Source organism: Mucilaginibacter sp. HD30, assembly GCF_054061755.1.
This window is the reverse complement of the sequence record NZ_JBSSEO010000001.1, coordinates 3,262,149-3,287,038: the sequence shown is the minus strand read 5'-3', so window position 1 is coordinate 3,287,038 and position 24,890 is coordinate 3,262,149. Positions and strand designations below refer to the sequence as shown.

Genomic DNA, 24,890 nt, shown 5'->3' with positions numbered 1-24,890 from the left:
GACAAATTACATGATTGAAGCTACTTATCTTCTCTAAATCGTCCTTCCTTTCCGTTGTTATAAGGCTATATTAGCCTAACCAATTACCTGCAACCAGGCAGTTTACATCCCCGTTAAACCGAGCATACTATTATAAAATAACGTTATGGAAAACGAAATTAAAAAGGAGTTACAAGGAATTTCCCGTCGTAAATTTCTGGAGTCGACAGGCAAAGTTGCGGCCGGCACCATATTGTTAGGCGGTTTCCCAACCATTGTGCCATCATCGGTATTTGGTAAGAGCGCACCCAGCAATAAGATCAACGTAGCACAGATTGGCTGCGGGCGCATAGCCCGGGTGCATGATCTGCCATCGACCCTAAAAATAGCCGAGGCCCGCATTATGGCCGTTTGCGATCTGGACAGTAAAAGGGTAGACAGTACCAAAAAGTTTATTGAGGATGAGTACGCTAAGAGCACTAACAAGGATAATTACATGGATGTTAAAACTTATAGTAATTACCGCGATCTGCTGGCCAATAAAGATATAGATGCCGTTATGATAAGTACGCCCGACCACTGGCATGCGCAATTAGCGGTTGAAGCGGCCTTGGCCGGCAAGCATATTTACTGCCAAAAACCTACGTCCCTAACCATAGAAGAGGGCCGCCAGATGAGCGATTTTATACGCAAGACGGGTGTGGTTTTCCAATTGGGTAGTCAGCAACGTTCTAATAACCCCTGGCCACAGTTTAAGCGTGGCTGCGAGCTGGTGCGCAATGGCCACATAGGTAAGCTGCATACCATTAAAGTGGGTTTACCGGGCGATCCTGCGGGTGGTATTGCTACAGAAATGCCCATCCCTGCCAACTTTAACTACGAGATGTGGTTAGGATCAACGCCATACGTTTATTATACGCAGGATAGGGCGCATTCGCAAAATTCGGTAACATCAAGGCCCGGATGGTTACGCTGTGAGCAGTTTGGCGCAGGCATGATAACCGGTTGGGGTGTGCATCACCTGGATATTGCCCACTGGGCCATGGATACCGAATACTCGGGGCCGCTATCAGCAGAGGCTACTGCAGAGTACCCGACAAAAGGTTTCTGGAACGTGCATGGCAACTTTGAAGTAACCATGAAGTACAAGAACAATGTTAACGTGATTGTTAGCGGTAAGTTCCCTAACGGCCTGCGTTTTGAAGGTACAGAAGGCTGGATCTTTGTATCTCGTGGCGAAGAGCCGGTAACGGCATCTGATCCTTCGTCGCCAAAATCTCCGGCCTTTGAGGCAAGCAGCGCAGCAATTACAAATGCTATTATTAAACCTAATGGCATTAAATTATATGATAGCCCAGAACAGCATAAAAACTGGATAGAATCCATCCAAACCAAAAAACCCAACATTAGCCCCGTTGAGGTGGCCCACCGGTCATGCAGTGCATGTTTGGTTGCACATGCAGCCATGAAGTTGCCACGTAAGCTGGTTTTTGACCCTAAAAAAGAGCTGTTTATAAATGATGCCGAGGCGAATAAACTGTTATCACGCCCGCAGCGTTATCCGTATGGAACAAGCTTTATAAAGGCGTAGGTAGTCGTTTATCGTATAAAGGAACGCCTCGTGATCATTGATCACGAGGCGTTTTGATTAATATTAAGTTTGTCCTTTCGACTGATAACGAGAAATTTATACACAAGCTCAGCAGCCGGACAGGTTTGTGTATAGATTTCTTACTGCGTTAGTTATGACAATTATTGGTTGTTTTTACTTCCCCGCCTTAGCCATCTCTAACGCGGCAGTAGTTGTATAATATTTCGCAATCATGTTAGGTACTTCCCAGGCAGGCATGTTCTTATTTTTAAAGTACGCTAAAAACTTTTCCATAACGCGGGCAAAGTGTGCTTCGTGACCTTCTTTAAAGGTATCAGGAATAGTTACCCACCAGCCATTCTTTGCTTTTTTTAGCGCGATGCCGGGATATTTTGCCTGTAGTTTTTCTATCTGCTGCTGTAATAACTGCTCTGTTAATGCTGGTTGCCCGGCCGCCTGCTCAATGTAAAGTTCAGGTTTGTGTTGTTGCTCTGCCCCCTGTTTTATTACCAGGTTAGTTTTTGTACCCCGCATAACCGAGTTATGTGTGTCACCTGTACCCTCGGGTGCTTTATAGTTCCACCTAACCGATACCCTGGCATGCACACCATTAATGGTGTAATTCATCTCGCCGTTTGAAAATACTTTAAGCACACTGTCCTGTATTACATCCTTTTTTAAGTAATCAGGAAAAGCACCAGCGCCCGTAATGGTTTTAAACTGACTCAAAGTCATATCGGTGGGCCATCTTTTAGCCGCAAGCATATTAATGTTTTTTGTTTCGATGATCTTCTCCGGGAAACACTCCCACTGCACAAGGTCAACTAAATGAGTGGTAACATCAACAATGCCTTCGCCCTGTTGCGCTACATCCATAAACCAGGGTGGTCTAACCAGCACCTTACCCGATACGTATTTGTAGAAATAATGCACACTCTCTTTAGTCACGGCCGGGTTGTCGGTGGTGCCTTGTTCTAATTTCCCAAACACTTCGGGTATCATAGAAAGTTCGCGCTGTAAAATGGTAGTTATCTCATAGCGCTCAGTCATAATATCATACAACAGCACCTTATTCTTTTTTGCACTTTCAAAGGCGTTTTTTAAAACCTCAAAACCGGCACGGTCAATAGCCATAGGTTTATCTGCCAATACGTTTAAGCCGGCATCTACTGATTTTTTTATATAGCTTGTTTTCTTCTCGTTATTACCCGCCAATATTACAACGTTGCCTTTTTTTTGGTGTATCATTTCTTCAAAGAAATTGGAGCCGACAAAAATTTTCTCTTTCCAATCAGTTGGCTTATCAGGGCGGTGGTTGTAAGCTGATATTCTATCCATATGTTGTTGCAGGTCGTTCCCCTCAGGGGCGTAAATACGTACAACGCTGTCAACTTCTGGATACATTGTTTTTTGCACCAATGCCGCATGAAAGTGCCCGGGATCAACGGTGATCAGATGCACAGTGAAAGCTTCCTTACTATCTTGTTTTTGTGTACAGCCGGCCAGTAAGGCAGATAGTAATAAAATAGATATTTTCTTCATTTATCGGATTGTGTATAATTGGGTTTATATAATTGAGCGCTTCAAATTTAAAGTATTTTTTTACATGTGATATAGCGAGTTTCACTAACAAAAAAGGATGGTCGTTTTGACCATCCTTTTTTGTTATCTGCAAATTGTGCTTAAGCTTTTTTTACCGGCTTTTTCTTCGTTTCGGTATAACCCGCAGCGCCTATGGCTAATACCAACAGTATTGATCCGGCTAATGAAATGCCCTCGCCGGTATAATAAGATGCAGGGTGGAAAACAAATTCAATATCATGGTTGCCTACAGGTATTTTAGCGGCACGCAAAAGATAATCAGCACGGAAATACGGCGCTTCTTTACCGTCGATATACATATTCCAGCCCTTATTGTAATAGATCTCTGAAAAAACTGCTATTTGCTCTGCCGTTGAACCACTGTGGTACTTTAAGGTATCAGGACTGTAATGCACTAATTTAATTGTCGCATTAGGATCAAACGCGGTTCTGTCACCTGCCTGTGGTTTATATTGCTCGTCAACTATAGCTTCAAGTTTGGGGTCGAAACTGCTTATAGCGGCCATTTCCTGGTCGGCTGTTTTTACATATTTTACGCTTTTTACAAACCAGGCATTGCCGCAGGCAGTAGAATTGGCCTGCATTTTTACGGACTGGCCGTCAGAGTTGGCCGTTATGATGTATTTCGTGTTCATCATATCCAGAACATCCTGGTTTACGCTTTTGCTGAATTGCGCGTCTATTATCTCCTGGAAACGCTTTAGCCTTGCTGCAGAATACCCTCCGAATGATTTATGAAAGAATGGATTATACGTGTCCTGCAATGGCCCGGTAGTTGCATCATAAACTCTGAAATTCGGATCAGCATCGCGTGCAATGAAGGTGTCAACTTCACGTGGTTCGGGTTTGTTAGATAATTGCTTAGGCGCAAAGTTTTCATCTTTTAAATAGCGCTTATCAACCTGCCAAAGATCAACCAATATGAGTGATAAGAATCCAAGTGAAAGTATAGTAATGTTTATTTTTTGTTTGATGTACAGGAAAACAATGCCAAATGCCAATGCAACAAATACCAGGGTCCTGATAGCGTCCATACGGGCGAGGCTTACTCTGTCCTGAACAATACCGTTAGATATTGCAGACGCAAAATTGTTATCTCCATTGAGATATTGTGAAAGCATAGTTACACCTTCTGACTGGTTTGAGGGGCGAAAGCTCAAAATGACATCAGGTAATGCAACCATTATCAGCGCAATGCCTCCAGTAATATAAAATGATAACAAAGCTTTTTTCAGTAAGACCTTTTTGTCAGTGCTATCCATAAGTTCTTTTATTGCTAAAATAGCCAGGATAGGGAAGCACAACATAGTAACGGACAGAATGGATTCAACTGCGCGAAACTTATTATATAAAGGGAAATAGTTAAAGAAAAGGTCGGAAACAAAAGGGAAATTGCGGCCGAAGGAAAGCAACATTGTTAATAAAACTGTTGCGAGTATCCACCATTTAAGGCGATCCTTAACGATAATAAGGCCCAATACAAACAGAAAGCATACTACTGCGCCAAAATACCACGGCCCGCTGGTAGACGATTTATTACCCCAGTAAGTGCCCAAACCAGGAACAGCGCCCGCACCAATCTGACCGGCGTTTTTAACGGCTTCCTCTACGGATGCTCCTTTGGTAATAAATGCCTTGGCAGTAGCCGAATTTTCATCCAGTTCTAAAGTACCTGTTCCACCGCCATACGCATTTGGTACCAAAAACGTAATACATTCGCCTACACCCTGGCTCCATAGGTACGCATAATCCTTAGCGAGACCGGTGCTCGGCTCGTCTGCTGATGTTAAATTGGATTGGCCGCGGATGGTTTCTTTTGCATACTCCGCATTGCTCCATAACATAGATGCATTAACGGCTATAGCTAAACACAAGCCCGCCACTAAAAAGCCTATAGATTTTAGCAGTTGAGGCATTGTTTTGCTTTTTACCGCGTGGAATACTTCTACCACTACCAAAATAAGTACCGCAAGCATCAGGTAATACGTCATCTGCAGGTGATTGGCACGTATTTCCATCGCCAGAAAGAAAGCTGTTAACGCTCCGCCCAAAATATGTTTTCCACGCAGGGTTAATATTATGCTGGCTATTATCGGCGCAAAAAAGGCGATAGCAAAGGTCTGGTTGGAATGCCCTGCCACTATATAAATAATATTGTATGACGAGAATGTAAAGGCAATTGCGCCAGCTGCTGCTAACCAGGGGTTCAGCTTTAGCACTATAAATAGAAAATAGGCTCCAGCTAAAAGAAGCATTACGGTATCAATAGGATTGGGGAAAACAGCTTTTAGCCCGATTATAATATGGCTGGTAATGTTATTGGTATAAGGCACCCAGATCTGGAATACGGGCATGCCACCAAATATCTGGTTGGTCCATAATATGGTTTGACCCCTATCTTTATAAGCATTTATCTCGGTTTGTGTTGATTGCGCGCCGGTTACGTCACTTTGGCCTAAGGTTTTACCCTGAAACGCAGGCGTAAAATAAATAAAACACATTACGAAAAATATGCCGATAATGGCAAAATGGATGCCATTGCGCTTGAACCAGTTATTCATTTACTTGATTTAAATTGGAATTAATTGTACCGCCCAAAAATAGAAATTTACGCGACAATTGAAACGGCAAAGCTAAAAAGGATTTTGCTTAAATTTTGTGGATAAAAAAATACAGCAAAGCTATGCCAGCCCAGCCAACTGCGTAAGCAATAATGTTTATGCGGGTTATCTCATCGCGGTTGCGGCGGATAATGTGAACATTATACAGAATTAAACCTGCCAGTACTATAGAAAAAAACCAGCGGGTAGGACTAACTGTTGAAAACAGTATAGTACAAACTATATAATTTGTTATGATCAGAACCAAAGATTGAGGCGTGTTATCATGCCTTCGCCTGCGGTTATATAATTCTTTTGGGATCATTTATTTTTTAATCTCTTCGTATTCTACAAAGTCGCCTTCAGTGTCGGGCACCTTACTTTTGGCAGCTTCCTGGGGTATAAAATCGATGTTGATCTTTCCAGTTGGCTTTTGCTGGTTGGGGCGACCATAACCTTGCTGGCCCTGCTGCTGTGCTTTATTTACCAGGCCTTGAAAAAGCATGGGCAATAAATAACGTAACAGCGCTCGTATGGCATATAAAATGAGTATGGATACTAATAAAAATCGCAGAAATACTGACATGCGGATATGCTTTTAAATTACAAATATAGAATATAACGTGTAAAATGATCGCTTATGATTTTACACGGTAATTTGATGTAGGGATGATAGCGTTTGTTACATCAGCTAAATGTAAACTCTACCCGACATGCCGAACTTGTTTCGGCATGTCATCAGCAATTACCGTACGCTTAGCATGTGGGGTGCTGAAACAAGTTCAGCATGACATTCTTGTTTAATATCTGTACATCTAACTAAATTTCTCCTCCATCATCTTTTCAAGCGCAAACATTTCATCACGAAGCTTGGCTGCACGTAAAAAGTCCATATCCTTGGCGGCGGCCAGCATATCTTTTTTGGTGTTGTCGATGGATTTCTTCAGGTCGCCTTTACTCATGTATTGCACAATAGGGTCCGCAGCAAGGGTAAGGGTATCAGTTTCAACATAAGCTTTTTGCACACCGCCCTGAAAATCCATAACCGATGTTTGCTCAATAATTTCGGCCTTGGTTTTACCAACTGTTGTTGGCGTTATCCCATGTTCGGCATTGTAAAGGATTTGCTTTTCGCGGCGGCGGTTGGTCTCGTCCATGGTGATCTGCATAGAGTCGGTTATCTTATCAGCATACATAATTACCCGGCCACGATCGTTACGCGCTGCACGGCCTATGGTTTGTATCAGCGACCGCTCAGACCGCAGGAACCCCTCTTTATCGGCATCCAAAATGCAAACCAACGATACTTCCGGCAGGTCCAAACCCTCGCGTAGTAAGTTAATACCTATCAGCACATCAAATACACCAAGCCGCAGATCGCGCAGTATCTCAACCCGTTGCAGGGTCTTTACTTCTGAGTGGATGTAACGGCATTTTATATTCAGGCGGTCCATGTATTTGGCCAGTTCTTCTGCCATGCGTTTAGTAAGGGTGGTTACCAGCACGCGGTCGCCCTGTTTAATGGTTTTATCTACCTCATCCAGCAGGTCGTCTACCTGGTTAATGGCCGGGCGCACATCAATCAACGGGTCAAGCAAGCCGGTAGGGCGTATTACCTGCTCCACCACCACGCCGCCCGATTTCTCCAGCTCAAAATCGGCAGGAGTAGCGCTCACGTAAATGGTTTGCGGTGCCAGCCGTTCAAACTCCTGGAAGTTAAGCGGACGGTTATCCAATGCTGCAGGCAAACGGAAACCATAATCAACCAAAGAGATCTTACGCGACCTATCGCCGCCATACATGGCGCGAATCTGCGGCACAGTTACGTGGCTCTCGTCAATCACCATCAGGTAATCATCCGGAAAATAATCTAACAAACAGAACGGCCTTGCACCCGGTTGGCGACCATCAAAAAAGCGGGAGTAGTTCTCGATGCCCGAGCAATAACCCAGCTCGCGGATCATTTCCAAGTCATAGTTTACCCGCTCTTCTAAACGCTTGGCTTCTAAAAAGCGGCCGTCGCCAATAAATTGCTTCTTGCGGCTCTCTAACTCCTCCTGTATGGCCCAGATGGATTGCTGGAAACGCTCGCGCGGAGCTACATAAAGGTTGGCCGGGTACAGCACCATGTGGGTCATCTTCTCAACCGTTTTACCGGTGCCAATATCAAAAGTGCTTAACTCTTCAATATCATCGCCAAAAAAAGAGATGCGGTAGGCGTGGTCCATATAAGCGGGGAAGATATCTACTGTGTCGCCCTTAACCCTGAAGGTTCCGCGTTTAAAATCGGCAGTGGTGCGGGCGTATAATATCTCTACAAGTCGGTGCAAAAAAGCGTTGCGACTTATCCTTGTACCTACCGCGAACTTAAATACCGAAGCCGCGAAATCTTCCGGGTTACCCATACCATAAATGCAGGAGATAGACGACACCACAATAACATCCCGCCGCCCGCTCATTAAAGCTGATGTAGTGCGCAGGCGCAGTTTCTCTATCTCCTCGTTTATCTGCAGGTCCTTTTCTATGTAGGTGTTGGTTGTGGGGATGAAAGCCTCGGGCTGGTAGTAATCGTAGTAAGAAACAAAGTAGTTCACCGCGTTTTCGGGGAAGAACTGCTTAAACTCGCCGTATAACTGCGCGGCAAGGGTTTTATTATGGCTCAATACCAGCGTAGGCTTTTGCGTTTGCGCAATAACATTGGCAACCGTAAACGTTTTGCCCGAACCGGTTACCCCCAGCAGCGTTTGGTAGTTTTCGCCGCCATTAACGCCGTCTACCAGTTGTTTAATGGCGCCGGGCTGATCGCCGGTGGGTTGGTATTGAGAGGTGAGTTTAAAATCCATGTGTGTGTTGCAAAAATACAGATTAGTGACTAGTTAATCGGTTTTAGTGATTAGTTATAACACTTTTTGACTATCGAATGTTCAAAGAAACACAACGGTAATGACAAAGGTATGTCAGCAGGGTGAATATAAATAGCGATGGGTTTCAAAGCCATCTCTATTGCGGGAGTGTGTCCCAAGCGGGTGTGAGACAAAAGAGGACAGTGTGGGACGCTTTTTTTAGTAAGCATTTGGTAGTAAGCGGTTTGGGTTTTTGGAGTGGGACGAAGTGAGACTACTTATTCGTCAGGGAATTTAACTGTAAAATCTCGGTAAATTATTGATTATTAATCTCATGCGAAAGTCTTAAATTTTGTCTCACTTTTGAAAGTCAATTAACTCCGGTCGCGCCTATTTTCTTTCTCCCGCCAAACAGCTGCCCACATTAAAAACCACCACCGCCGCAAATATCAGCGAATAAGAAACAATCTGGATAGCGCTCATATGCTCGTGATATACCACCCCCGCAAGTGTAAAGCCAATAATTGGATTAATATTCAGCAGCATCCCCAACGTAGAGGAGCCAAGACCCTTTAACGCAAACAGATTTAAAAACAGCGGAATAATGGTAAACAGCACGGCAATTATTAGTATGTATAAGTAGAAGTTGTCGGCTGTAGGTAGCGCTCCGCCAAAGGCGGGGTAAAAAGGGAGCAACATAATAGCCGACAGTACAATATGAAAAGTAAGCACCAAAAATCTATCAAACCCTGTATTAGGGCGCTGGCTAACCAGATAGGCGGCATAACTAAGCCCCACCACGCTGCTGTAAAGCATATCAATTATGTTGGCGTAGGACAGCAACAGGCAGCTAACTAAACTTAAGCTCACGGCTCCCCATTGCAGTTTGCTCAGCTTTTCGCGTAGTATTAACCAGGCAAGCAGGGTGGTTAACACAGGGCAAACCAAATAAGCCAATGCAGCTGCTTTTACGCTTATGTGGTTCATTACATAAATAAAGCTGAACCAGTTAAAGCTTAGCAGTACACTCCCGCCAATGTTGAGCCATAGCGCTTTGCGCCTCTGTTTAGGTGATAGTGCTTTATAAGTGTTAATGGCGTCTGTAATAGCCTGCCTTTTAAACAGCGCCACAACTACCAGCATCAATATCGCGCAGCTAAATACCCGGAAAAATAAGATATCAACCGATGGGTATGCTACCAGCGGCTTTAGCACCAAGCTAAAAAAGCCCCATATTACATAAGCTACAATTGCTGCCAGGTAGTATTTACTGTTATTCAAACCTTTATTGTGAATGTTTAAGCGGGCAAATATCTATAAATGCACCTTGTGTAATGACACGGCTTTGTTAAATTATGTTTCGCTAAGCGGGTAAATTTGTTAGTGCCGGAGTTTAATATATCACTCAATCGGCGGCGTGATGATTATTCTTCTGTATGAGGTTAATGGATGCATACCATTATCGGTTACCTCGCAAATGATGTGAAATCTTTCTCCTGCGGCATCAAAAGGAATGTTCAGCTTTACTTTCGATGTATTGTTATTGGCTATTTCAATAGCTTGTCCGTAAGTTCCGGCCTCGGTGAGTATCCACCAGTTGTAGCTAAGGTTATCGCCATCCGGGTCTGAGGACGCCGACGCATCCAATGTAATAGTTGTATTTTCCTTGGGTGACAAATGTATAGGTGATAGACTTTTGTCTCCATTTATCACTACAACAGGCTCGCGGTTGCCTTTACCATCGCGTGCCCACTCCATCCGCGCCGCGAAGTTGTTATAAAGCGCCGGGTAGAATTTCTCTTCGTATTTTTTTGAGACAGCGTTGGCGGGTGTGTTCTTTTGATTTACGTACGCCGTAGTAACACTATCGGCGCTAATGCCTCTTCGAAAAAAGCCGCCCCAACTGCCACCGGATGGATTTTCAGGATCGTTCAATCCGTTTGGCCACACATATAATAACGAAGGGGTATCGCCTTCAACGCCCCATTTGTATTTGGGGTACAAAGTGCCTAATGCGCCATGTCCCTGTATATCTTTAACGTATTGGTCCCAGTTTTTCTTGCCGTTGTTATTTTGAAATAACCAGGCAGATTCATCCCATACAAAAAACAGGTCGTTAGCAAACTCCTTACGCATCCAATAGTGTGAGCTGGCATTTGCTTTATACCGAAACTGGACATGGTCTTGATCTGTGATGGTATAAATGCGCAGCTTATGTAAAAACTTCTTTAGCTCTGCCGGCGAGCGTTCTTTTTGCACCTTCCATATGGCTTGTGCCACAGTGTTGCCACCACCCCATACTAATACCCACAACGGGCGGTCGTCTTTTTCATCAACCATCTTAATAATGAGATCGCTTCCCGCCGAGTTGTTGGCGTCGCTTAAAGCGGTTACACCCATTTTTGTGCTACCCAAAACTGTGCGGTCGCGTAGATATGCCGGACTGGGCCAATAGCCCATTTGCTGCCGCGATTCGTCGGTCCTAAACGCTTTTTGTGCTGACCGCTTTTGCAGGTTAGGCAGGTCCTTCTCGTAGGCGTTTATCACGTCATGAATGATCTCTGGGTGTTCTTTATCGCCATAATCGCTCCAGCCTGTGCCGGCTATAAGCCCCTCTATTTCAAACAGGTCCGCGTGCGCCAGTAAGCGTATCATTGATTCCATGTCGTCGGGCTCAATATCTATCGGCGCAATGTCGGTTAAAACAATAATGCGCGGTTTAAGGTTATTACCTGCACCGACAGGTACCTGTGCCACAGAAAGTTTGCTGATTAAAAACAGCAGGGTTAATGCCCGGAGAGAAGTCTTCATATATAAGAAACATTTATAGTCTGTTAAAATTAAACAATAACGGGTAAGTTCTAATAATGCGAGTCGGCATTTGCTTTAAAACGATCTGTACTTGGTGTTGATTTGTTGTGGTATAAATCCCAGCTTATAATTTACGACGCTCATAGAGATCTAAAAGTGGTGCGATAGATCCCGCCAATTAGATAGTTCTATTCCCGCCGAAAGCATCCCGCCGATTTGAGCATACAACCGATCTGGCGACATGCCTTGGCCCACCAGGTATTGAATGGATGTTGCCCCTGCGGATTTAGAAAGCTTGGTGTGGTTGTAAGCCATTAATAACTTGTGATGATGAAAGGTTATTTGGTTAAATGAAGGCATGTTTAATACAGATGCCAGGTAATTTTGTGCAATGGTGGACGGCCACAGGTCCTGGCCCCTAACAATCAAATCAACACCGAAATGCAGATCATCCAGCAGTGATGTGAGCTGATAGGCCGGATATCCATCCTTTTTTCGGACAATGAAGTTTTTCATTTCTGCAGGTAGTGCTACCTTTATATTGCCTTGCGTAAGTGTGTTAACAGATAAAACCTTGTCGCTGGTTAATACACGCCATGCAACACCTGCCGCGTCAAGCGGCACATGTTTTTCCGAGCAGCTACATTCATACCCGGCAGTTTGCAATTGTCTGCGCGAGCAGGTGCATGCAAAAACGTTACCGCTCTCTGCTAATTTTGCAAGTACAGGCTGGTAAATATTTAACCTGAATAGCTGCGACCATTCGCGCTTATATTCATCGGCATTACGGGGGCCGCGCTGCCATCCAATACCCAAAAAGGTAAGCGTATCAAAAATATCATTTACATAGGCAAGCTCCGCTCTGTCACGATCAAGATCGTCTATTCGCAACAAAATTTCGGCACCTGTACTTTCGGCTATAGCGGCGGTAAGTGCAAATGAGTAAGCGTTACCCAGGTGAAGGTATCCACTTGGCGTAGGAGCTATTCTTGTTAAATTATACTGTTTGGCGGATTTGAGCATAAGCAGCCATCAAAATAAGTAAAAGTATTCGCCAATAAAAAAGGCATGAGAATAATCACGCCTTTAGCATTATGTTTATTATGGCCTTAATTAATAATGAAAGCTGCCTGTATCTTGCTAAACCTAACAACTGTTTATAAATGAAGGGTTTTTGATGAAACATATAATTTAATTTTTCGTTAAATTCTTAAAACAATCTCACTTATGAACAATATTAGCAACTTGCACAACAAAGTGCATAAATGGCTCAATGCCATCGGATTTAGGTTGAATGCTTCGCAAACCAACAAACGCAGCAAGGTAACTACCAATCATTATTTTTTTGAAACTTTTAACTTACTGGAAAAAAGTAAGCCAGGCGATCAGAACAATTCAAAGTTTTTATGTTTTGATATGTATGGCGAAAAAATCAATGTGAGGTCCTTACTTGACCTTCAAACAGCTTTTTTTGAAAATATAAGTCAGTTGAAATAAGGTATAAATCAAGCTTGATCATATTCTTCGTTTTAAAGTAAGCACCAATCTTTCGGTAATTTTATCGCGGTATAGCTCCAATAAAATATTGCGGCCATCTCTTGATTTAAAGAGCTCGTCAATTTGCTGCAGGCTCATTTTGTAAACCGGCCTAAAGTTGATAGAAATTATTTCATCCAGGGGCTGTACGCCCATTTCTTCTGCCGTAGATCCTTCGTCAACTTTTTCAACAATTAGGTGATCAAAGTTTTTGCCGCCGGCATGATAACTTATTCCGCTCATATCATGCTCAAATGTTTCCTTAAAATTATAATTCGGCTTTAAGTACATTGCGCCATTTTGATAATCGAATATGATATCAAATCGTTTCAATGTCCCCATACCTATGCTTCCGTTGCGGGGTACGGAAGTTTTAAATGAAGGGTCATCAGCAGGGAAGGACGTGATGACATCTTTTATACCATATCTCCCGATAGCAAGTTGATTTACGCGCGCGAGATGTCCACCTATCAACCCGTTCAAACCTATTCCTAAATTAGCGCTGATGCATTTCTGAGGTAAAGAGTCTATGTTTTCTAACGATAATGCATGCCCGGCTCCAAGATCAATCAATAGCTTGTTTGTTTTTTCAATACCGGCAGACATGGTAACATTAGTTTGTATGTAAGGTTTGCCCCCTTCAATTGTTATAGGAATTTTCTCCGCTTTTCTGAAAATGCGCATGCCCCCCGGCTTTGTAGCTACTAAGGTGCTATCCGTAAAACTGATCTTAACCGCCAGTTTAGAAAAAAAATCATTTCCAATCAGCCCGTGAATGGGTATCCCCGCATAATTTGAAAGTCCAAAAAAATCTTCTTTTAGTATGGCGGCTGATACATTATGACTAACAAGCCGGTCTGAAATGTTAACATTCACTAACGGTGCCACTATCGCCTCGTAGTTTTCACGCTCCCCTAATCCGGCTATCTTTATGGTGCGCGGGTTTACAATATTAAGCGAATCAGCAACTATAGGATCGGTGATGAGCATTACTCCAACACCAGTGTCTAATATAAAATTGTAAGGCCCTTTATTATTTATCTTCAGTTGGATAACAACCATGCTACGTATAACCTTAAAAGGTACATACGCTCGATTTTTATTTCCTGATATGTTAAATTGCTGCGCCCGGGCCGAGGTTGCACACGTTATTAGTGCCAACAAATACAGCAGGATATTAAATCTCACAACACGGGGCATTCTGTACAATGTATTTACAATTGGAATCTAAAATTACAAAATTTAGAACGCAAATGAAATCAACATCGTAAACGATATTCGGTTACTCGCTATCTGAAGGGCTTTTGAGTTTCCCCTCCAGTTGCGGATTTTGGGGCGGCAACTCTTTAACCACTGCTTCAACTTCTGTTTGTCTAACATATACCGCGTAGGGGGCCGGCTCAATTTTACTGCCTATGGCTTCGGCATAAACCTGTGTAAATTCGGCACCTATGTATAGAATTGCTGATGTATAATAGATCCAAACCAAAATAACAATAAGCGATCCGGCAGCGCCGTAAACAGATCCCTGTGCTGTGTATTGTATGTACATGCCGATTAAATACTGCCCTAACATAAAAAGTATAGCGGTAAAAAATGCGCCTATCCTTACGTCTTTCCATCTGATCTTAACGTCTGGCAAAAATTTAAATATAATGGCAAATAGCACGGAGATAACAACGGCTTCAATAGCCATATTAACCCCTTTTAATAACAGGCCGGTTATTACGGGTAAAAAGTGCTCAATGCGGGCGCTTAGCGCATCCATTAGCAAATTGATCAACAGTGATGCCAGCAGCAGAAAGCCCAAACTGATAATGAGTGAGAAAGAAAGAAAGCGATTTTGAAGCATCTTAACCCAGCCTTTTTTGGGCTTGGCTTTAACCCGCCATATCATGTTCAACGAGTCCTGTATCTCAATAAATATACTGCTTGCGCCAAGCATAAGTGTTGCAATACCAAGTACAAAGCCTAAAGAACTTTTACCGCTAAGCTTTAATGCTGTAACAGTACTGTGTAATTGTATTGCAGCGTCGTTCCCAATAAATTTACCTAAATCCTGATAAAGAGAATCGCCTTTTGCCATTGGAAAAAGGCCCACTATAGCTATAAGTAAAAATAGTAAGGGCGCTATAGAAAATACTGTATAATAAGCTAATGATGCGCTTAGTTTTAAGCCGTTATCATTAGAAAAACCCGTAAATGTTGCAACTAAAACCTTCCAGAATCTTTTCATGTACTCTTTATTAATTATCATGTTAATGGAGATGTATCGCTATTGAATGCATGAATTTTTAAATATACTTATTTGCCAATGAAAACTTACGTAACTGCTACAGGCATATTTAGTTTCAATAAGCTGCCTTTGGCTAAGCAATTTTAATGCCCTTGCGCAAAAAACAAATTTTTGGATTGTAAGCACGTGTGGACAAGAGAATTGTCCGGTAATGCGTTTAACAGATTTTAACCTTATGTTTTGTTCGGCCTATAATGTAGCGCGTTTTGCTAATGGTGCGATACAATTAACAAGTCAAGGTCTTTGCAGGGCAGCGAAAAACGTTCAGCAACATACTTGTTGGTGAGATTACCTTGGTAGATGTAAACAGCCTCGCGTACGCCCGCTTTTTGCCATATTACATTCTTTATGCCTCCGTGTTCTCCTATGTCCAGTAAAATGGGTGCAAAAATATTGGTAAGTGCATACGTTGCGGTACGGGCTACACGCGATGCTATATTGGGAACACAGTAATGAATAACATCGTACTTGCGAAAAACCGGATGCGTATGGTTGGTAATTTCTGATGTTTCAAAGCAACCACCCTGGTCTATACTTACATCAATAATAACCGAGTTAGGTTTCATTTTGCTAACCGTTGCTTCTGATACGATACAAGGGCTGCGGCCATCTTCTGCGCGCATGGCACCAATGGCTACATCGCAGGTAGTAATAGCTTTTTCTAATACGATAGGCTGCACCACCGAAGTGAATATTCTTGCGCCAATATTGTTTTGCAGCCGTCGCAGTTTATAAATGGAGGGGTCAAAAACTTTTACTTCGGCACCTAATGATATCGCTGTGCGGGCGGCGTATTCGCCTACGGTTCCTGCCCCTAAAATTACTATTTCTGTTGGTGGTACGCCTGTAATGCCGCCTAACATAAGGCCCTTGCCGCCGAATATATTACTCAGGTATTCTGCCGCTATTAAAATGGAGGTGGCACCCACAATTTCGCTCATGGCCCGCACTACCGGTAACGAGTTGCCCTCATCGCGCAGGTCCTCAAAACATAAAGCGGTTATTTTTTTTGCCATCATAGCTTGCAAACAATCAGCCTTCATGGTTGAGATCTGCAATGCCGATATCAGGATCTGACCGGGTTTCATCAACTCGATCTCCTGCAAAGTAGGTGGGGCAATTTTGATAATTATGTCCGCTTCGTAGACCTTTTTGGTTTCGAATACTATTTGTGCGCCTTGTTCGGCGTAGTCCTTATCCAAAAATTTTGCAGCTTTACCGGCGTTGCTTTCCAGCATAACGTCGTGCCCGTTGTTTACCAGCAAGGCCACAGACAAGGGAGTAAGCGGTATCCGGTTCTCCTGAAAAGAGACCTCTTTAGGGATACCTATGTATAGTTTGTTTTTTTTGTTTTTTACCTCAAGCATTGACTCCTGAGGTTGCATCATAGCTTGTTTGGCTACATCTGAGAACCCACTGTATTTCCCTGAACTCATAACGCGTTATTTATGGCTGATGAAGATAAGAAAAAAACATTAAATTTTTTCAAATGATATCTCCCTGGTAGTGTCATTTAACACACTGATGTTTATATTGATATAATGAGCCGGAAGCATGTCGGGAATCTTCTCCGGCCATTCAATAAAACAGTAATCGCCTGAGTAAAAATACTCTTCGCACCCCATATCCAAGGTTTCTGTTTGATTTTTAAGGCGATAAAAGTCGAAGTGATAAATGCGGTTTTGTGCGCCTTCGTATTCATTTACAATGGCAAATGTGGGGCTGCTAACAGAGCTGCTAACACCTAATTCTGCGCAAAGCGACTTGATAAGTGTAGTTTTTCCCGCTCCCATATCACCATGAAATAGAAATATGCGGTTGTTGCCGGCAAAGCTTAATAGCTGCTGAGCAATGGAGGGGAGATAGGAAATATTATAAATTAAAGATTGGTTATTCATCCGCAGTAACATCGTAAAATATTAGATCTAACCCCGCTACATTTCTAAGGGCTTTATCGGCAGTTATTAAAGGTAGCTTCAAAGTTATAGCCAAAGAAGCAATAATTGCATCTTGTAATTTTAGTCGTTTCCCAGCGCGAACTTTTACAATATCTTTTTTATGAGAATCATCGTATTTTACAATCGTAACATCGGAAAGAAAGTCTTGTATAAGTGATTTTTGTTCAAAAGACATCTCTGGGGCAGATAAAAGCTCCAATTCGCTTATGAAAGAAATCAAAGGGTCAAAATCCTGAACAAAACGGACAACGTTTTTATCTCCGTTCAAAAAATATAAAAGAATGTTAGTGTCAAGAATTACCTTTTCACCATTCATCGCGCCACCTTCTTTGTAGAATTACGGGGTCTTCGTTGAGTTTAAGAGCCCCAAAAAATTGGCTTAAGCGCTTTTTTTTGTCTTCAATGAGTCCGTCTCTAGCCTCTTTAAGTTTGGCCATTCTGTTGGAAGCCTCCTTGATCTTATTTTCAAGTTCTTCTTCAGAATCCTGTTTCCTTATTTCAACAATAACACTCATATTCAAATATAAGCAAAATAATTAATACTACTTTGGCCCATAAGTAACCACCGGAATGATCATTTCTTCTAACGAGATACCGCCGTGCTGGAAGGTTTCGTTATAGAAATTAACAAAGTGGTTGTAGTTGTTGGGGTATACAAAAAAGGTATCCTCTTTAGCAAAAACAAAGCTCGAGCTTACATGCAACTTAGGCAACATGGCATCATGTGGATTGCGTACATGAAACACATCTTTTGCGTTGAAATTAAGATTACGCCCTTGTTTGTATCTCAGGTTGGTATTGGTATTACGGTCGCCGATTATTTTGCTGGGCTTTTTAACGCGAATAGTGCCATGGTCTGTTGTAATGATAACCCGCGCTTGTTTCTGGCCCAGGAATTTAAGCAGATCAAACAAAGGCGAATGCTCAAACCATGATAGGGTTAAAGACCGGTAAGCAGCATCGTCACTGGCCAGTTCGCGTATCATCTGCATATCAGTACGGGCGTGCGAAAGCATATCAACAAAATTATAAACAACCACATTCAGGTCGTTTTTCATCAGGTTGTTTACCGAATCGTTTAATGAACGCCCTTCGTCAATATTCAATATTTTGTGGTACGAATGCTTAACATCTTTACGCAAAACGCGACTTAACTGATCGCTTAAAAAATCTGCCTCAAACAAATTCTTACCGCCTTCGTCCTCATCGTTCTGCCATTTCTCCGGAAAACGTTTTTCCATTTCAAGCGGCATTAAACCGGCAAATATGGAATTTCGGGCGTATTGCGTTGCAGTGGGTAAAATACTGTAGTAAGTATCTTCTTCCTCTAAACGGAAATATTCTGAAATTATAGGGTTGATGATCTTAAACTGATCAAACCTTAAATTATCAATCAAAATAAAAAACAAAGGCCCCTTGCCATCCAGTTTAGGAAACACTTTCTTTTTAAAAAGCTGGCTTGAATTGGTTGGCGCGTTTTCAGGGTTTTTTATCCACCCCAGGTAGTTTTTTTCTACAAATTTGCAAAACTGGGTGTTAGCTTCGGCTTTTTGCAGGGTAAGTATTTCGTGCATGCCGGCGTCTTCCAGTTGCTGTAGCTCAAGTTCCCAGTATATCAGCTTCTTATATACGTCTACCCACTCCTGATAGCTAAGGTTCTCATTTAATGTAATACCCAGGTTTCTGAAGTCCTGCTGATAAGCCATGGTGGTGCGCTGTGTAACCAGGCGCTTATTTTCAGTAAGTTTTTTTATTGTGAGCAGTATTTGTTTGGGGTTTACCGGTTTTATAAGGTAATCATCAATTTTTGATCCTATCGCATCCTCCATCAGGTACTCTTCCTCACTTTTGGTGATCATTACAATGGGAACATCATTATTGATGTTTTTTATCAGCGCAAGTGTCTCAATACCTGTAATACCAGGCATGTTTTCATCTAAAAAAACCAGATCGAAATAGCCATTCTTAAAAGCATCAACAGCATCATACCCATTGGTAACAGTAGTAACCTTATATCCTTTCTCACTTAAAAAAAGCACATGCGGTTTTAACAGATCAATCTCGTCATCGGCCCAAAGTATAGTAGTATCTTGCATGGTATAGTGTATAAATCAACTAAAAATGCGCTGCTAATACAGCACATAACGTATAATCTAACCCCAAAGCAAATCATTTGTTGCGGGTTTTGGTGACTAATTAACATAAATTAACATAATGGTGTTAATCCGTTTATTTATTTTGGCATTTTTGCATTATATAATCTGCATTTGAACAAGCGAAAGATAATTAACGACCCGGTTTACGGGTTTATCTCCATCCCTTCTGATCTGGTCTTTGATCTGATAGAACATCCATACTTTCAGCGCCTTAGGTACATAAAGCAACTGGGGATGACCCATTTGGTTTATCCCGGTGCGTTGCACACACGTTTTCATCACGCGTTGGGTGCCATGCACCTGATGAAGCTTTCTATTGAGGTTTTGCGCTCAAAAGGACATGAAATAACGCCACACGAAGAAGAAGCTATAACCATTGCCATTTTACTGCATGACGTAGGGCATGGCCCGTTTTCGCACGCCTTAGAACATACTTTAGTTCAGGGCTTATCGCATGAGCACATTTCTGTTATGTTGATGGACAGGTTAAACCAGCAATTTAAAGGGGAACTAACTACCGCTATAAGCATTTTTAAAGGAACGTATATTAAAGGCTTTTTGCACGAGTTAGTATCAAGCCAGTTAGATATGGACAGGTTGGATTACCTGAACCGCGACAGCTTTTTTACCGGCGTATCCGAAGGTGTAATAAGCTCGGACAGGATAATTAAGATGCTGAACGTAAAAGACGGGCATATTGTAATAGAAGAGAAAGGCATTTATTCGGTTGAAAAGTTTTTGATAGCGCGCCGTCTAATGTACTGGCAGGTATATCTGCATAAAACGGTAATAGCTGCAGAGCAGTTGTTGGTAAAGATCTTGCAGCGCAGTCGTGAGCTGGTTACGCAAGGCAAACAGCTTTTTGCTACTCCCGCCCTGGAGTACTTGCTTACAAACACCATAACCAGCGATGCCCTAATGCAGGCAGATCATCACCTGGAAATATTTACTGCATTAGATGATACGGATATCATGTCGGCTGTGAAAGTCTGGGCCACTAACGAAGAGTTTGTTTTGGCCAAGCTATGTACTGATTTTGTACAACGTAAGCTTTTTCATGTGGATATTACCGCGCAGCCTGTTGCAGTTGAATACATAGAAGAATTAAAAGAAAGGGCCGCCAATAAATATAACATATCAAAAGCAGAGGCAGGTTATTTTGTTTTTTCAGATTCGATACGGAATGATGCCTATCAGCCCGGCGACGGGAACATACGCATTCTGCTAAAAAATGATAAGATAATTGATATTGCAGCTGCGAGCGATAACTCTAATCTGGAAGCATTGGCTAAAACCGTTAAAAAATATATACTTTGCTACAGTAAGGATTTGATGGACTAATATTTTGGCTTTAAAGATTGAAGATTAGTTACTTGGTGCAATTATGCCCAGTTAGCTAATTTACCGATACACAATCTTTAATCTTCAATCTTTAATCTTTAACAACTAAAAATAATAAATTTGCCCGATGCAGTTTACAGCACAGGATATAGCATTTATACTTAACGGGAAAGTTGAAGGCGATCCGCTTGTTGCGGTGGACCGGTTGGCTAAAATTGAAGAGGCCGCCCCGGGCAGCTTAACTTTTTTGGCTAATCCTAAATACGAGCCGCATTTGTATAGCACCAATGCATCAATTGCTATTGTAAATGACAGTCTTGAACTAAGTGCTCCGGTTAAATGTACCCTTATAAGGGTGGAGAATGCATATAGCGCATTTACGGTACTGCTTGAAAAATATAACACTTATAAGCTGCACAAAGAGGGTATAGAGCAGCCATCTTTTATACACGAAACAGCAGTTTTAGGAGAAAACGTTTACGTAGGCGCTTTCGCTTACATTGGCGCAGGTGTAAAAATTGGGGACAATAGTAAAGTTTATCCGCACACCTACATTGGCGACAATGCTAAGGTAGGATCAAATACAACCCTGTTTGCTAACGTAAAAGTTTATTTTGATTGTGTTTTAGGTAACAATAACACCATCCACTCGGGCGCGGTAATAGGTAGCGATGGTTTTGGTTTTGCTCCAAACGCCGACGGTACATACACTAAAATAGCTCAAATAGGTAACGTAGTTTTAGAGGATGATGTTGAAGTGGGCTCTAACACCACTGTCGATCGTGCTACAATGGGCTCAACCATTATTCACAAGGGCGTTAAATTAGATAATCTTATCCAGATAGCCCATAACGTGGAGATTGGAGCAAATACAGTAATTGCCGCCCAAACGGGTGTATCGGGCAGCACAAAATTGGGCGAAAATGTGATTTTAGGCGGACAGGTTGGTGTAGTTGGGCACATAACAATTGCTAAAGGCACACAAGTGCAGGCACAGTCTGGTATTGGCCGGTCACTTACCGAAGAAAATAAGAAGTGGGCGGGATCGCCGGCATTTGCATATAGTAGTAATATGCGTTCTAATGTTGTATTGCAAAGACTGCCCGAATTAGAAAAAAGAGTTGTTGAATTAGAAAAAATAATAGCGGAACTGCGTAAGGCTGATTGATTAGTCAATAGTCATTGGTCATTAGTGAATTAGTTATGTTTTTAAATAGCTAAAACCAATGAGCAATGATGAATGACAAATGACCAATAAAGGATGAATATTAAACAAAGAACTATTAAGGCGCCTATAACTGTTTCGGGTGCGGGTTTGCATACAGGCGAGAAAGTTACCATGACGTTTCATCCGGCACCGGAGAATCATGGCTATAAATTCAGAAGGGTTGATGTAGAAGGCATGCCTATTATAGATGCCGATGTGGATAATGTTACCGATACTTCGCGCGGCACAACACTATCACAAAACGGCGCAAGTGTAAGTACTATTGAACATGTTTTGGCCGCATTAGTGGGCTTGGAGGTTGATAATGTGCTGATTGATATGGACGGCCCGGAGACGCCAATAATGGATGGGAGCTCTATTCAGTTTGTTGACGCTATTTTAAACGCAGGCTTGCTTGAACAGGAAGCTGACCGCGAATATTATCATATCCCATATAATATTCATTATTCTGAGCCGGACCGTAAAGTAGATATGGTGGCTATGCCTTTAGATGACTATCGGTTTACCTGCATGGTTGATTATAACTCGCAGGTATTGGGCAGTCAGCATGCCAGTATATCATCAATTACCGAGTTTGTTAAAGAAATAGCATCATGCCGCACCTTTTGCTTTTTGCATGAACTGGAAATGCTTTTAAAGCACGACCTGATAAAGGGTGGTGATTTGAATAACGCCATTGTTGTGGTTGATAAGGATGTTGACGAGGCTGAATTGGCTCATCTGGCCAAACTATTTAATCGTAAAGACATCAAAGTAGCACCGCAAGGCATACTCAATAATATTGAACTACGCCATCAAAACGAGCCGGCACGCCACAAGCTGCTGGATATGATAGGTGATCTTGCGTTGGTAGGCGTTCCGCTGCGCGGCCATATCATGGCGGCAAGGCCCGGTCATGCGGCCAATGTTGCCTTCGCAAAAAAAATAAAGACGCTGATAAAAAAAGAACGCAGCCGTAAGCACTTTAAGGTTTACGATCCGAATATGAAGCCGGTTTATGATACCGTGCAGATAATGAAGATATTGCCGCACCGTCAGCCTATGCTGCTGATAGACAAAATATTAGAGCTAACAAAAAGCCACGTGGTGGGGTTGAAGAACGTTACCATGAACGAAGAGATTTTTAAGGGTCACTTTCCGGATGCTCCGCTTTTCCCCGGTGTTTTGCAGATCGAGGCTATGGCGCAAACCGGTGGAATACTGGTGTTGAATACAGTGCCTGATCCTGAGAATTACATTACCTTGTTTTTAAAAATAGAAAATGCCCGCTTTAAAGATAAGGTTGTGCCCGGCGATACGTTAATATTCCACTGCAACTTGTTAGCACCCATACGCCGCGGCATTGCACAAATGAAAGGCATTGGTATGGTAGGCGAGCGTGTTGTAGTAGAAGCTGAGCTAATGGCCCAGATTGTTAAAAAACAAATAACAGAATAATCGAATGATCCAACCCTTAGCGTATATACATCCGCAGGCCAAAATAGCCGACAATGTTGTTATTGAACCCTTTGTTACCATCCATAAGGATGTAGAAATTGGCGAAGGCACCTGGATAGGCTCAAACTCTGTTATTATGGATGGCGCCCGCATTGGTAAAAACTGCCGTATTTTTCCGGGTGCAGTAGTTTCAGCACCGCCACAAGATTTAAAGTACAAAGGCGAGCCCAGCACCGTTACCATAGGTGATAACACAGTTATCCGCGAATGCGTAACGCTTAACCGCGGTACTGCATTAGATAAAAATACCACTACTATTGGCAGCAATTGTTTGCTGATGGCCTATGTACACGTAGCGCACGATTGTGTTATTGGCGATAATGTAATTATAGCCAACTCTGTACAGTTGGCCGGCCACATTAACGTTTACGATTACGCATTCATCGGCGGAACCTCTGCTGTACACCAGTTTGTGGAGATAGGTGCGCATAGCATGATATCCGGCGGATCATTGGTGCGTAAAGATGTGCCACCTTTTACCAAAGCAGGACGTGAGCCATTATCATACATAGGCATAAACTCAGTTGGTTTGCGCCGCAGGGGATTCTCTGCAGCATCCATTAATGAGATCCAGGAGATCTACCGGATCATCTTTCTTAAAAAATATAATGTTACCAAGGCACTGGACATTATTGAGGCAGAGTTTAATCCAACCGTTGAGCGCGACGAGATCATTAACTTTGTATCCAACTCGCAGCGTGGTATCATGAAAGGGTTTGGGATATAGGTTAGTTCATAGATGATAGTTAATGGTTCATGGCAAAAAGCATAATGATGGATAATCTAACCACTAACAATTACCATGATCTTATGAACCCTTAACTATGAACCAAATAAACATCTCCCTCCAAAACGTAGGCCGACGCTTTAACCGTGATTGGATCTTCAGGGGGATAGACTACAACTTTACGGGTGGAGAAAGTTACGCCATCCTGGGGCCGAATGGTTCGGGCAAATCAACCTTGCTGCAAATACTAAACGGCAGCCTTTCACCATCAATAGGGAATATTACGTTTTTAAATAACGGTAACAAGATCGACATAGAAAGAGTATTCAATTACCTGAGCTTGGCTGCGCCCTATCTTGAATTGATAGAGGAGTTTTCGCTGGAGGAGGTGATCGATTTCCATTTCAAATTTAAACCCTACAAAGCAGGCATCAATAAGGACAAAATAATTGAACTGCTGAGCTTACCTGGTGGTAAAAATAAACTCGTTAGGTATTTTTCATCAGGAATGAAACAGCGGCTAAAACTTGCACTCGCGTTTTGTTCGGACACGCCATTGCTGATGTTGGATGAGCCAACCTCTAATCTGGATACACAAGGTATCGACTGGTATTTAAGCCTGGTAGAGCAATTCGCGCAGGGCCGGCTAACCATTGTATGCTCTAATCAGGAGCATGAGTATAGTTTCTGCAAATACCGGTTAAACATATCTGATTATAAATAGC

General features: G+C 42.5%; 22 protein-coding genes. 7 read left to right on the top strand and 15 right to left on the bottom strand.

Annotated elements, in window-relative coordinates; translation table 11 throughout:
• Positions 1-145: 145 nt before the first annotated feature.
• Positions 146-1,570: a Gfo/Idh/MocA family protein gene (locus tag ACVW2L_RS15710; protein WP_457128906.1), complete on the top strand. Its 1,425-nt coding sequence runs from the start codon at positions 146-148 to the stop codon at positions 1,568-1,570.
• A 174-nt stretch (positions 1,571-1,744) separates the two neighbouring features.
• Here ACVW2L_RS15710 and ACVW2L_RS15705 read toward each other — a convergent pair whose 3' ends face one another.
• The 8 genes from ACVW2L_RS15705 to ACVW2L_RS15670 all read right to left on the bottom strand — a co-directional run bounded on the left by ACVW2L_RS15705 (position 1,745) and on the right by ACVW2L_RS15670 (position 12,449).
• A complete protein-coding gene (locus ACVW2L_RS15705; RefSeq protein WP_457128905.1) occupies positions 1,745-3,112 on the bottom strand; it encodes a putative oxidoreductase C-terminal domain-containing protein in 1,368 nt (455 codons plus the stop codon).
• A 140-nt stretch (positions 3,113-3,252) separates the two neighbouring features.
• A complete protein-coding gene (locus ACVW2L_RS15700; protein ID WP_457128904.1) occupies positions 3,253-5,733 on the bottom strand; it encodes a YfhO family protein in 2,481 nt (826 codons plus the stop codon).
• 88 nt (positions 5,734-5,821) lie between these two features.
• Positions 5,822-6,097 (bottom strand): hypothetical protein, encoded by a 276-nt coding sequence (locus ACVW2L_RS15695; RefSeq protein WP_457128903.1) that lies wholly within the window; start codon positions 6,095-6,097, stop codon positions 5,822-5,824.
• Positions 6,098-6,358, bottom strand: coding sequence for a DUF4834 domain-containing protein (locus ACVW2L_RS15690; RefSeq protein ID WP_457128902.1), 261 nt, complete (start codon positions 6,356-6,358; stop codon positions 6,098-6,100).
• 229 nt (positions 6,359-6,587) lie between these two features.
• A complete protein-coding gene (uvrB, locus tag ACVW2L_RS15685) occupies positions 6,588-8,615 on the bottom strand; it encodes an excinuclease ABC subunit UvrB (protein ID WP_457128901.1) in 2,028 nt (675 codons plus the stop codon).
• A 390-nt stretch (positions 8,616-9,005) separates the two neighbouring features.
• Positions 9,006-9,896: an EamA family transporter gene (locus ACVW2L_RS15680; protein WP_457128900.1), complete on the bottom strand. Its 891-nt coding sequence runs from the start codon at positions 9,894-9,896 to the stop codon at positions 9,006-9,008.
• A gap of 120 nt (positions 9,897-10,016) precedes the next feature.
• Complete coding sequence (locus tag ACVW2L_RS15675; protein ID WP_457128899.1) at positions 10,017-11,426, bottom strand: nucleoside hydrolase-like domain-containing protein; 1,410 nt, start codon at positions 11,424-11,426, stop codon at positions 10,017-10,019.
• Between the two features lie 150 nt (positions 11,427-11,576).
• On the bottom strand, positions 11,577-12,449 hold the full coding sequence (locus tag ACVW2L_RS15670; RefSeq protein ID WP_457128898.1) for a glutamate--tRNA ligase family protein: 873 nt from the start codon (positions 12,447-12,449) through the stop codon (positions 11,577-11,579).
• A gap of 204 nt (positions 12,450-12,653) precedes the next feature.
• On the opposite strand from ACVW2L_RS15670, the gene ACVW2L_RS15665 reads away from it, so the two are divergent.
• Positions 12,654-12,923, top strand: a complete 270-nt coding sequence (locus ACVW2L_RS15665; RefSeq protein WP_457128897.1) for a hypothetical protein — start codon at positions 12,654-12,656, stop codon at positions 12,921-12,923.
• 18 nt (positions 12,924-12,941) lie between these two features.
• Here the strand turns inward: ACVW2L_RS15665 and ACVW2L_RS15660 are convergent, their stop codons facing one another.
• From ACVW2L_RS15660 to porX, 7 genes are all read right to left on the bottom strand, one after another.
• Complete coding sequence (locus ACVW2L_RS15660; RefSeq protein ID WP_457128896.1) at positions 12,942-14,024, bottom strand: aspartyl protease family protein; 1,083 nt, start codon at positions 14,022-14,024, stop codon at positions 12,942-12,944.
• A gap of 220 nt (positions 14,025-14,244) precedes the next feature.
• Positions 14,245-15,198 (bottom strand): YihY/virulence factor BrkB family protein, encoded by a 954-nt coding sequence (locus ACVW2L_RS15655; RefSeq protein ID WP_457128895.1) that lies wholly within the window; start codon positions 15,196-15,198, stop codon positions 14,245-14,247.
• A gap of 269 nt (positions 15,199-15,467) precedes the next feature.
• Positions 15,468-16,694 carry an alanine dehydrogenase gene (locus tag ACVW2L_RS15650; RefSeq protein ID WP_457128894.1) on the bottom strand — a complete coding sequence of 409 codons (1,227 nt, stop codon included), beginning with the start codon at positions 16,692-16,694 and terminating at the stop codon, positions 15,468-15,470.
• Between the two features lie 39 nt (positions 16,695-16,733).
• Positions 16,734-17,156, bottom strand: coding sequence for a tRNA (adenosine(37)-N6)-threonylcarbamoyltransferase complex ATPase subunit type 1 TsaE (gene tsaE / locus ACVW2L_RS15645; RefSeq protein ID WP_457128893.1), 423 nt, complete (start codon positions 17,154-17,156; stop codon positions 16,734-16,736).
• Positions 17,149-17,532: a PIN domain-containing protein gene (locus ACVW2L_RS15640; protein WP_457128892.1), complete on the bottom strand. Its 384-nt coding sequence runs from the start codon at positions 17,530-17,532 to the stop codon at positions 17,149-17,151. Before ACVW2L_RS15640 ends, tsaE begins: the two co-directional genes overlap by 8 nt.
• Positions 17,522-17,731, bottom strand: a complete 210-nt coding sequence (locus ACVW2L_RS15635) for a hypothetical protein (RefSeq protein ID WP_457128891.1) — start codon at positions 17,729-17,731, stop codon at positions 17,522-17,524. The genes ACVW2L_RS15640 and ACVW2L_RS15635 overlap by 11 nt, the downstream gene beginning before the upstream one ends.
• 27 nt (positions 17,732-17,758) lie before the next feature.
• Positions 17,759-19,312 (bottom strand): T9SS response regulator signal transducer PorX, encoded by a 1,554-nt coding sequence (gene porX, locus ACVW2L_RS15630; RefSeq protein ID WP_457128890.1) that lies wholly within the window; start codon positions 19,310-19,312, stop codon positions 17,759-17,761.
• A gap of 171 nt (positions 19,313-19,483) precedes the next feature.
• Between porX and ACVW2L_RS15625 the strand changes: the two genes are divergently transcribed.
• From ACVW2L_RS15625 to ACVW2L_RS15605, 5 genes are all read left to right on the top strand, one after another.
• Positions 19,484-20,713: an HD domain-containing protein gene (locus ACVW2L_RS15625; RefSeq protein ID WP_457128889.1), complete on the top strand. Its 1,230-nt coding sequence runs from the start codon at positions 19,484-19,486 to the stop codon at positions 20,711-20,713.
• Positions 20,714-20,840: 127 nt separating this feature from the next.
• Positions 20,841-21,881 carry a UDP-3-O-(3-hydroxymyristoyl)glucosamine N-acyltransferase gene (gene lpxD / locus ACVW2L_RS15620; RefSeq protein WP_457128888.1) on the top strand — a complete coding sequence of 347 codons (1,041 nt, stop codon included), beginning with the start codon at positions 20,841-20,843 and terminating at the stop codon, positions 21,879-21,881.
• Between the two features lie 93 nt (positions 21,882-21,974).
• A complete protein-coding gene (locus ACVW2L_RS15615; RefSeq protein WP_457128887.1) occupies positions 21,975-23,378 on the top strand; it encodes a bifunctional UDP-3-O-[3-hydroxymyristoyl] N-acetylglucosamine deacetylase/3-hydroxyacyl-ACP dehydratase in 1,404 nt (467 codons plus the stop codon).
• A gap of 4 nt (positions 23,379-23,382) precedes the next feature.
• Complete coding sequence (gene lpxA / locus ACVW2L_RS15610; protein ID WP_457128886.1) at positions 23,383-24,165, top strand: acyl-ACP--UDP-N-acetylglucosamine O-acyltransferase; 783 nt, start codon at positions 23,383-23,385, stop codon at positions 24,163-24,165.
• 106 nt (positions 24,166-24,271) lie between these two features.
• Complete coding sequence (locus ACVW2L_RS15605; protein ID WP_457130206.1) at positions 24,272-24,889, top strand: ABC transporter ATP-binding protein; 618 nt, start codon at positions 24,272-24,274, stop codon at positions 24,887-24,889.
• The last annotated feature ends 1 nt before the right edge of the window (position 24,890 follow it).

Bases quoted from the DNA above. Each gene is read 5' to 3' on its own strand.
- ACVW2L_RS15640 (WP_457128892.1), bottom strand. From the start codon at position 17,532: ATGAATGGTGAAAAGGTAATTCTTGACACTAACATTCTTTTATATTTT.
- ACVW2L_RS15710 (WP_457128906.1), top strand. From the start codon at position 146: ATGGAAAACGAAATTAAAAAGGAGTTACAAGGAATTTCCCGTCGTAAA.
- ACVW2L_RS15650 (WP_457128894.1), bottom strand. From the start codon at position 16,694: ATGAGTTCAGGGAAATACAGTGGGTTCTCAGATGTAGCCAAACAAGCT.
- ACVW2L_RS15700 (WP_457128904.1), bottom strand. From the start codon at position 5,733: ATGAATAACTGGTTCAAGCGCAATGGCATCCATTTTGCCATTATCGGC.
- ACVW2L_RS15655 (WP_457128895.1), bottom strand. From the start codon at position 15,198: ATGAAAAGATTCTGGAAGGTTTTAGTTGCAACATTTACGGGTTTTTCT.
- porX (WP_457128890.1), bottom strand. From the start codon at position 19,312: ATGCAAGATACTACTATACTTTGGGCCGATGACGAGATTGATCTGTTA.
- ACVW2L_RS15670 (WP_457128898.1), bottom strand. From the start codon at position 12,449: ATGCTCAAATCCGCCAAACAGTATAATTTAACAAGAATAGCTCCTACG.
- lpxA (WP_457128886.1), top strand. From the start codon at position 23,383: ATGATCCAACCCTTAGCGTATATACATCCGCAGGCCAAAATAGCCGAC.
- ACVW2L_RS15675 (WP_457128899.1), bottom strand. From the start codon at position 11,426: ATGAAGACTTCTCTCCGGGCATTAACCCTGCTGTTTTTAATCAGCAAA.
- lpxD (WP_457128888.1), top strand. From the start codon at position 20,841: ATGCAGTTTACAGCACAGGATATAGCATTTATACTTAACGGGAAAGTT.
- ACVW2L_RS15705 (WP_457128905.1), bottom strand. From the start codon at position 3,112: ATGAAGAAAATATCTATTTTATTACTATCTGCCTTACTGGCCGGCTGT.
- uvrB (WP_457128901.1), bottom strand. From the start codon at position 8,615: ATGGATTTTAAACTCACCTCTCAATACCAACCCACCGGCGATCAGCCC.
- ACVW2L_RS15665 (WP_457128897.1), top strand. From the start codon at position 12,654: ATGAACAATATTAGCAACTTGCACAACAAAGTGCATAAATGGCTCAAT.
- ACVW2L_RS15690 (WP_457128902.1), bottom strand. From the start codon at position 6,358: ATGTCAGTATTTCTGCGATTTTTATTAGTATCCATACTCATTTTATAT.
- ACVW2L_RS15615 (WP_457128887.1), top strand. From the start codon at position 21,975: ATGAATATTAAACAAAGAACTATTAAGGCGCCTATAACTGTTTCGGGT.
- ACVW2L_RS15635 (WP_457128891.1), bottom strand. From the start codon at position 17,731: ATGAGTGTTATTGTTGAAATAAGGAAACAGGATTCTGAAGAAGAACTT.
- tsaE (WP_457128893.1), bottom strand. From the start codon at position 17,156: ATGAATAACCAATCTTTAATTTATAATATTTCCTATCTCCCCTCCATT.
- ACVW2L_RS15695 (WP_457128903.1), bottom strand. From the start codon at position 6,097: ATGATCCCAAAAGAATTATATAACCGCAGGCGAAGGCATGATAACACG.
- ACVW2L_RS15660 (WP_457128896.1), bottom strand. From the start codon at position 14,024: ATGGTTGTTATCCAACTGAAGATAAATAATAAAGGGCCTTACAATTTT.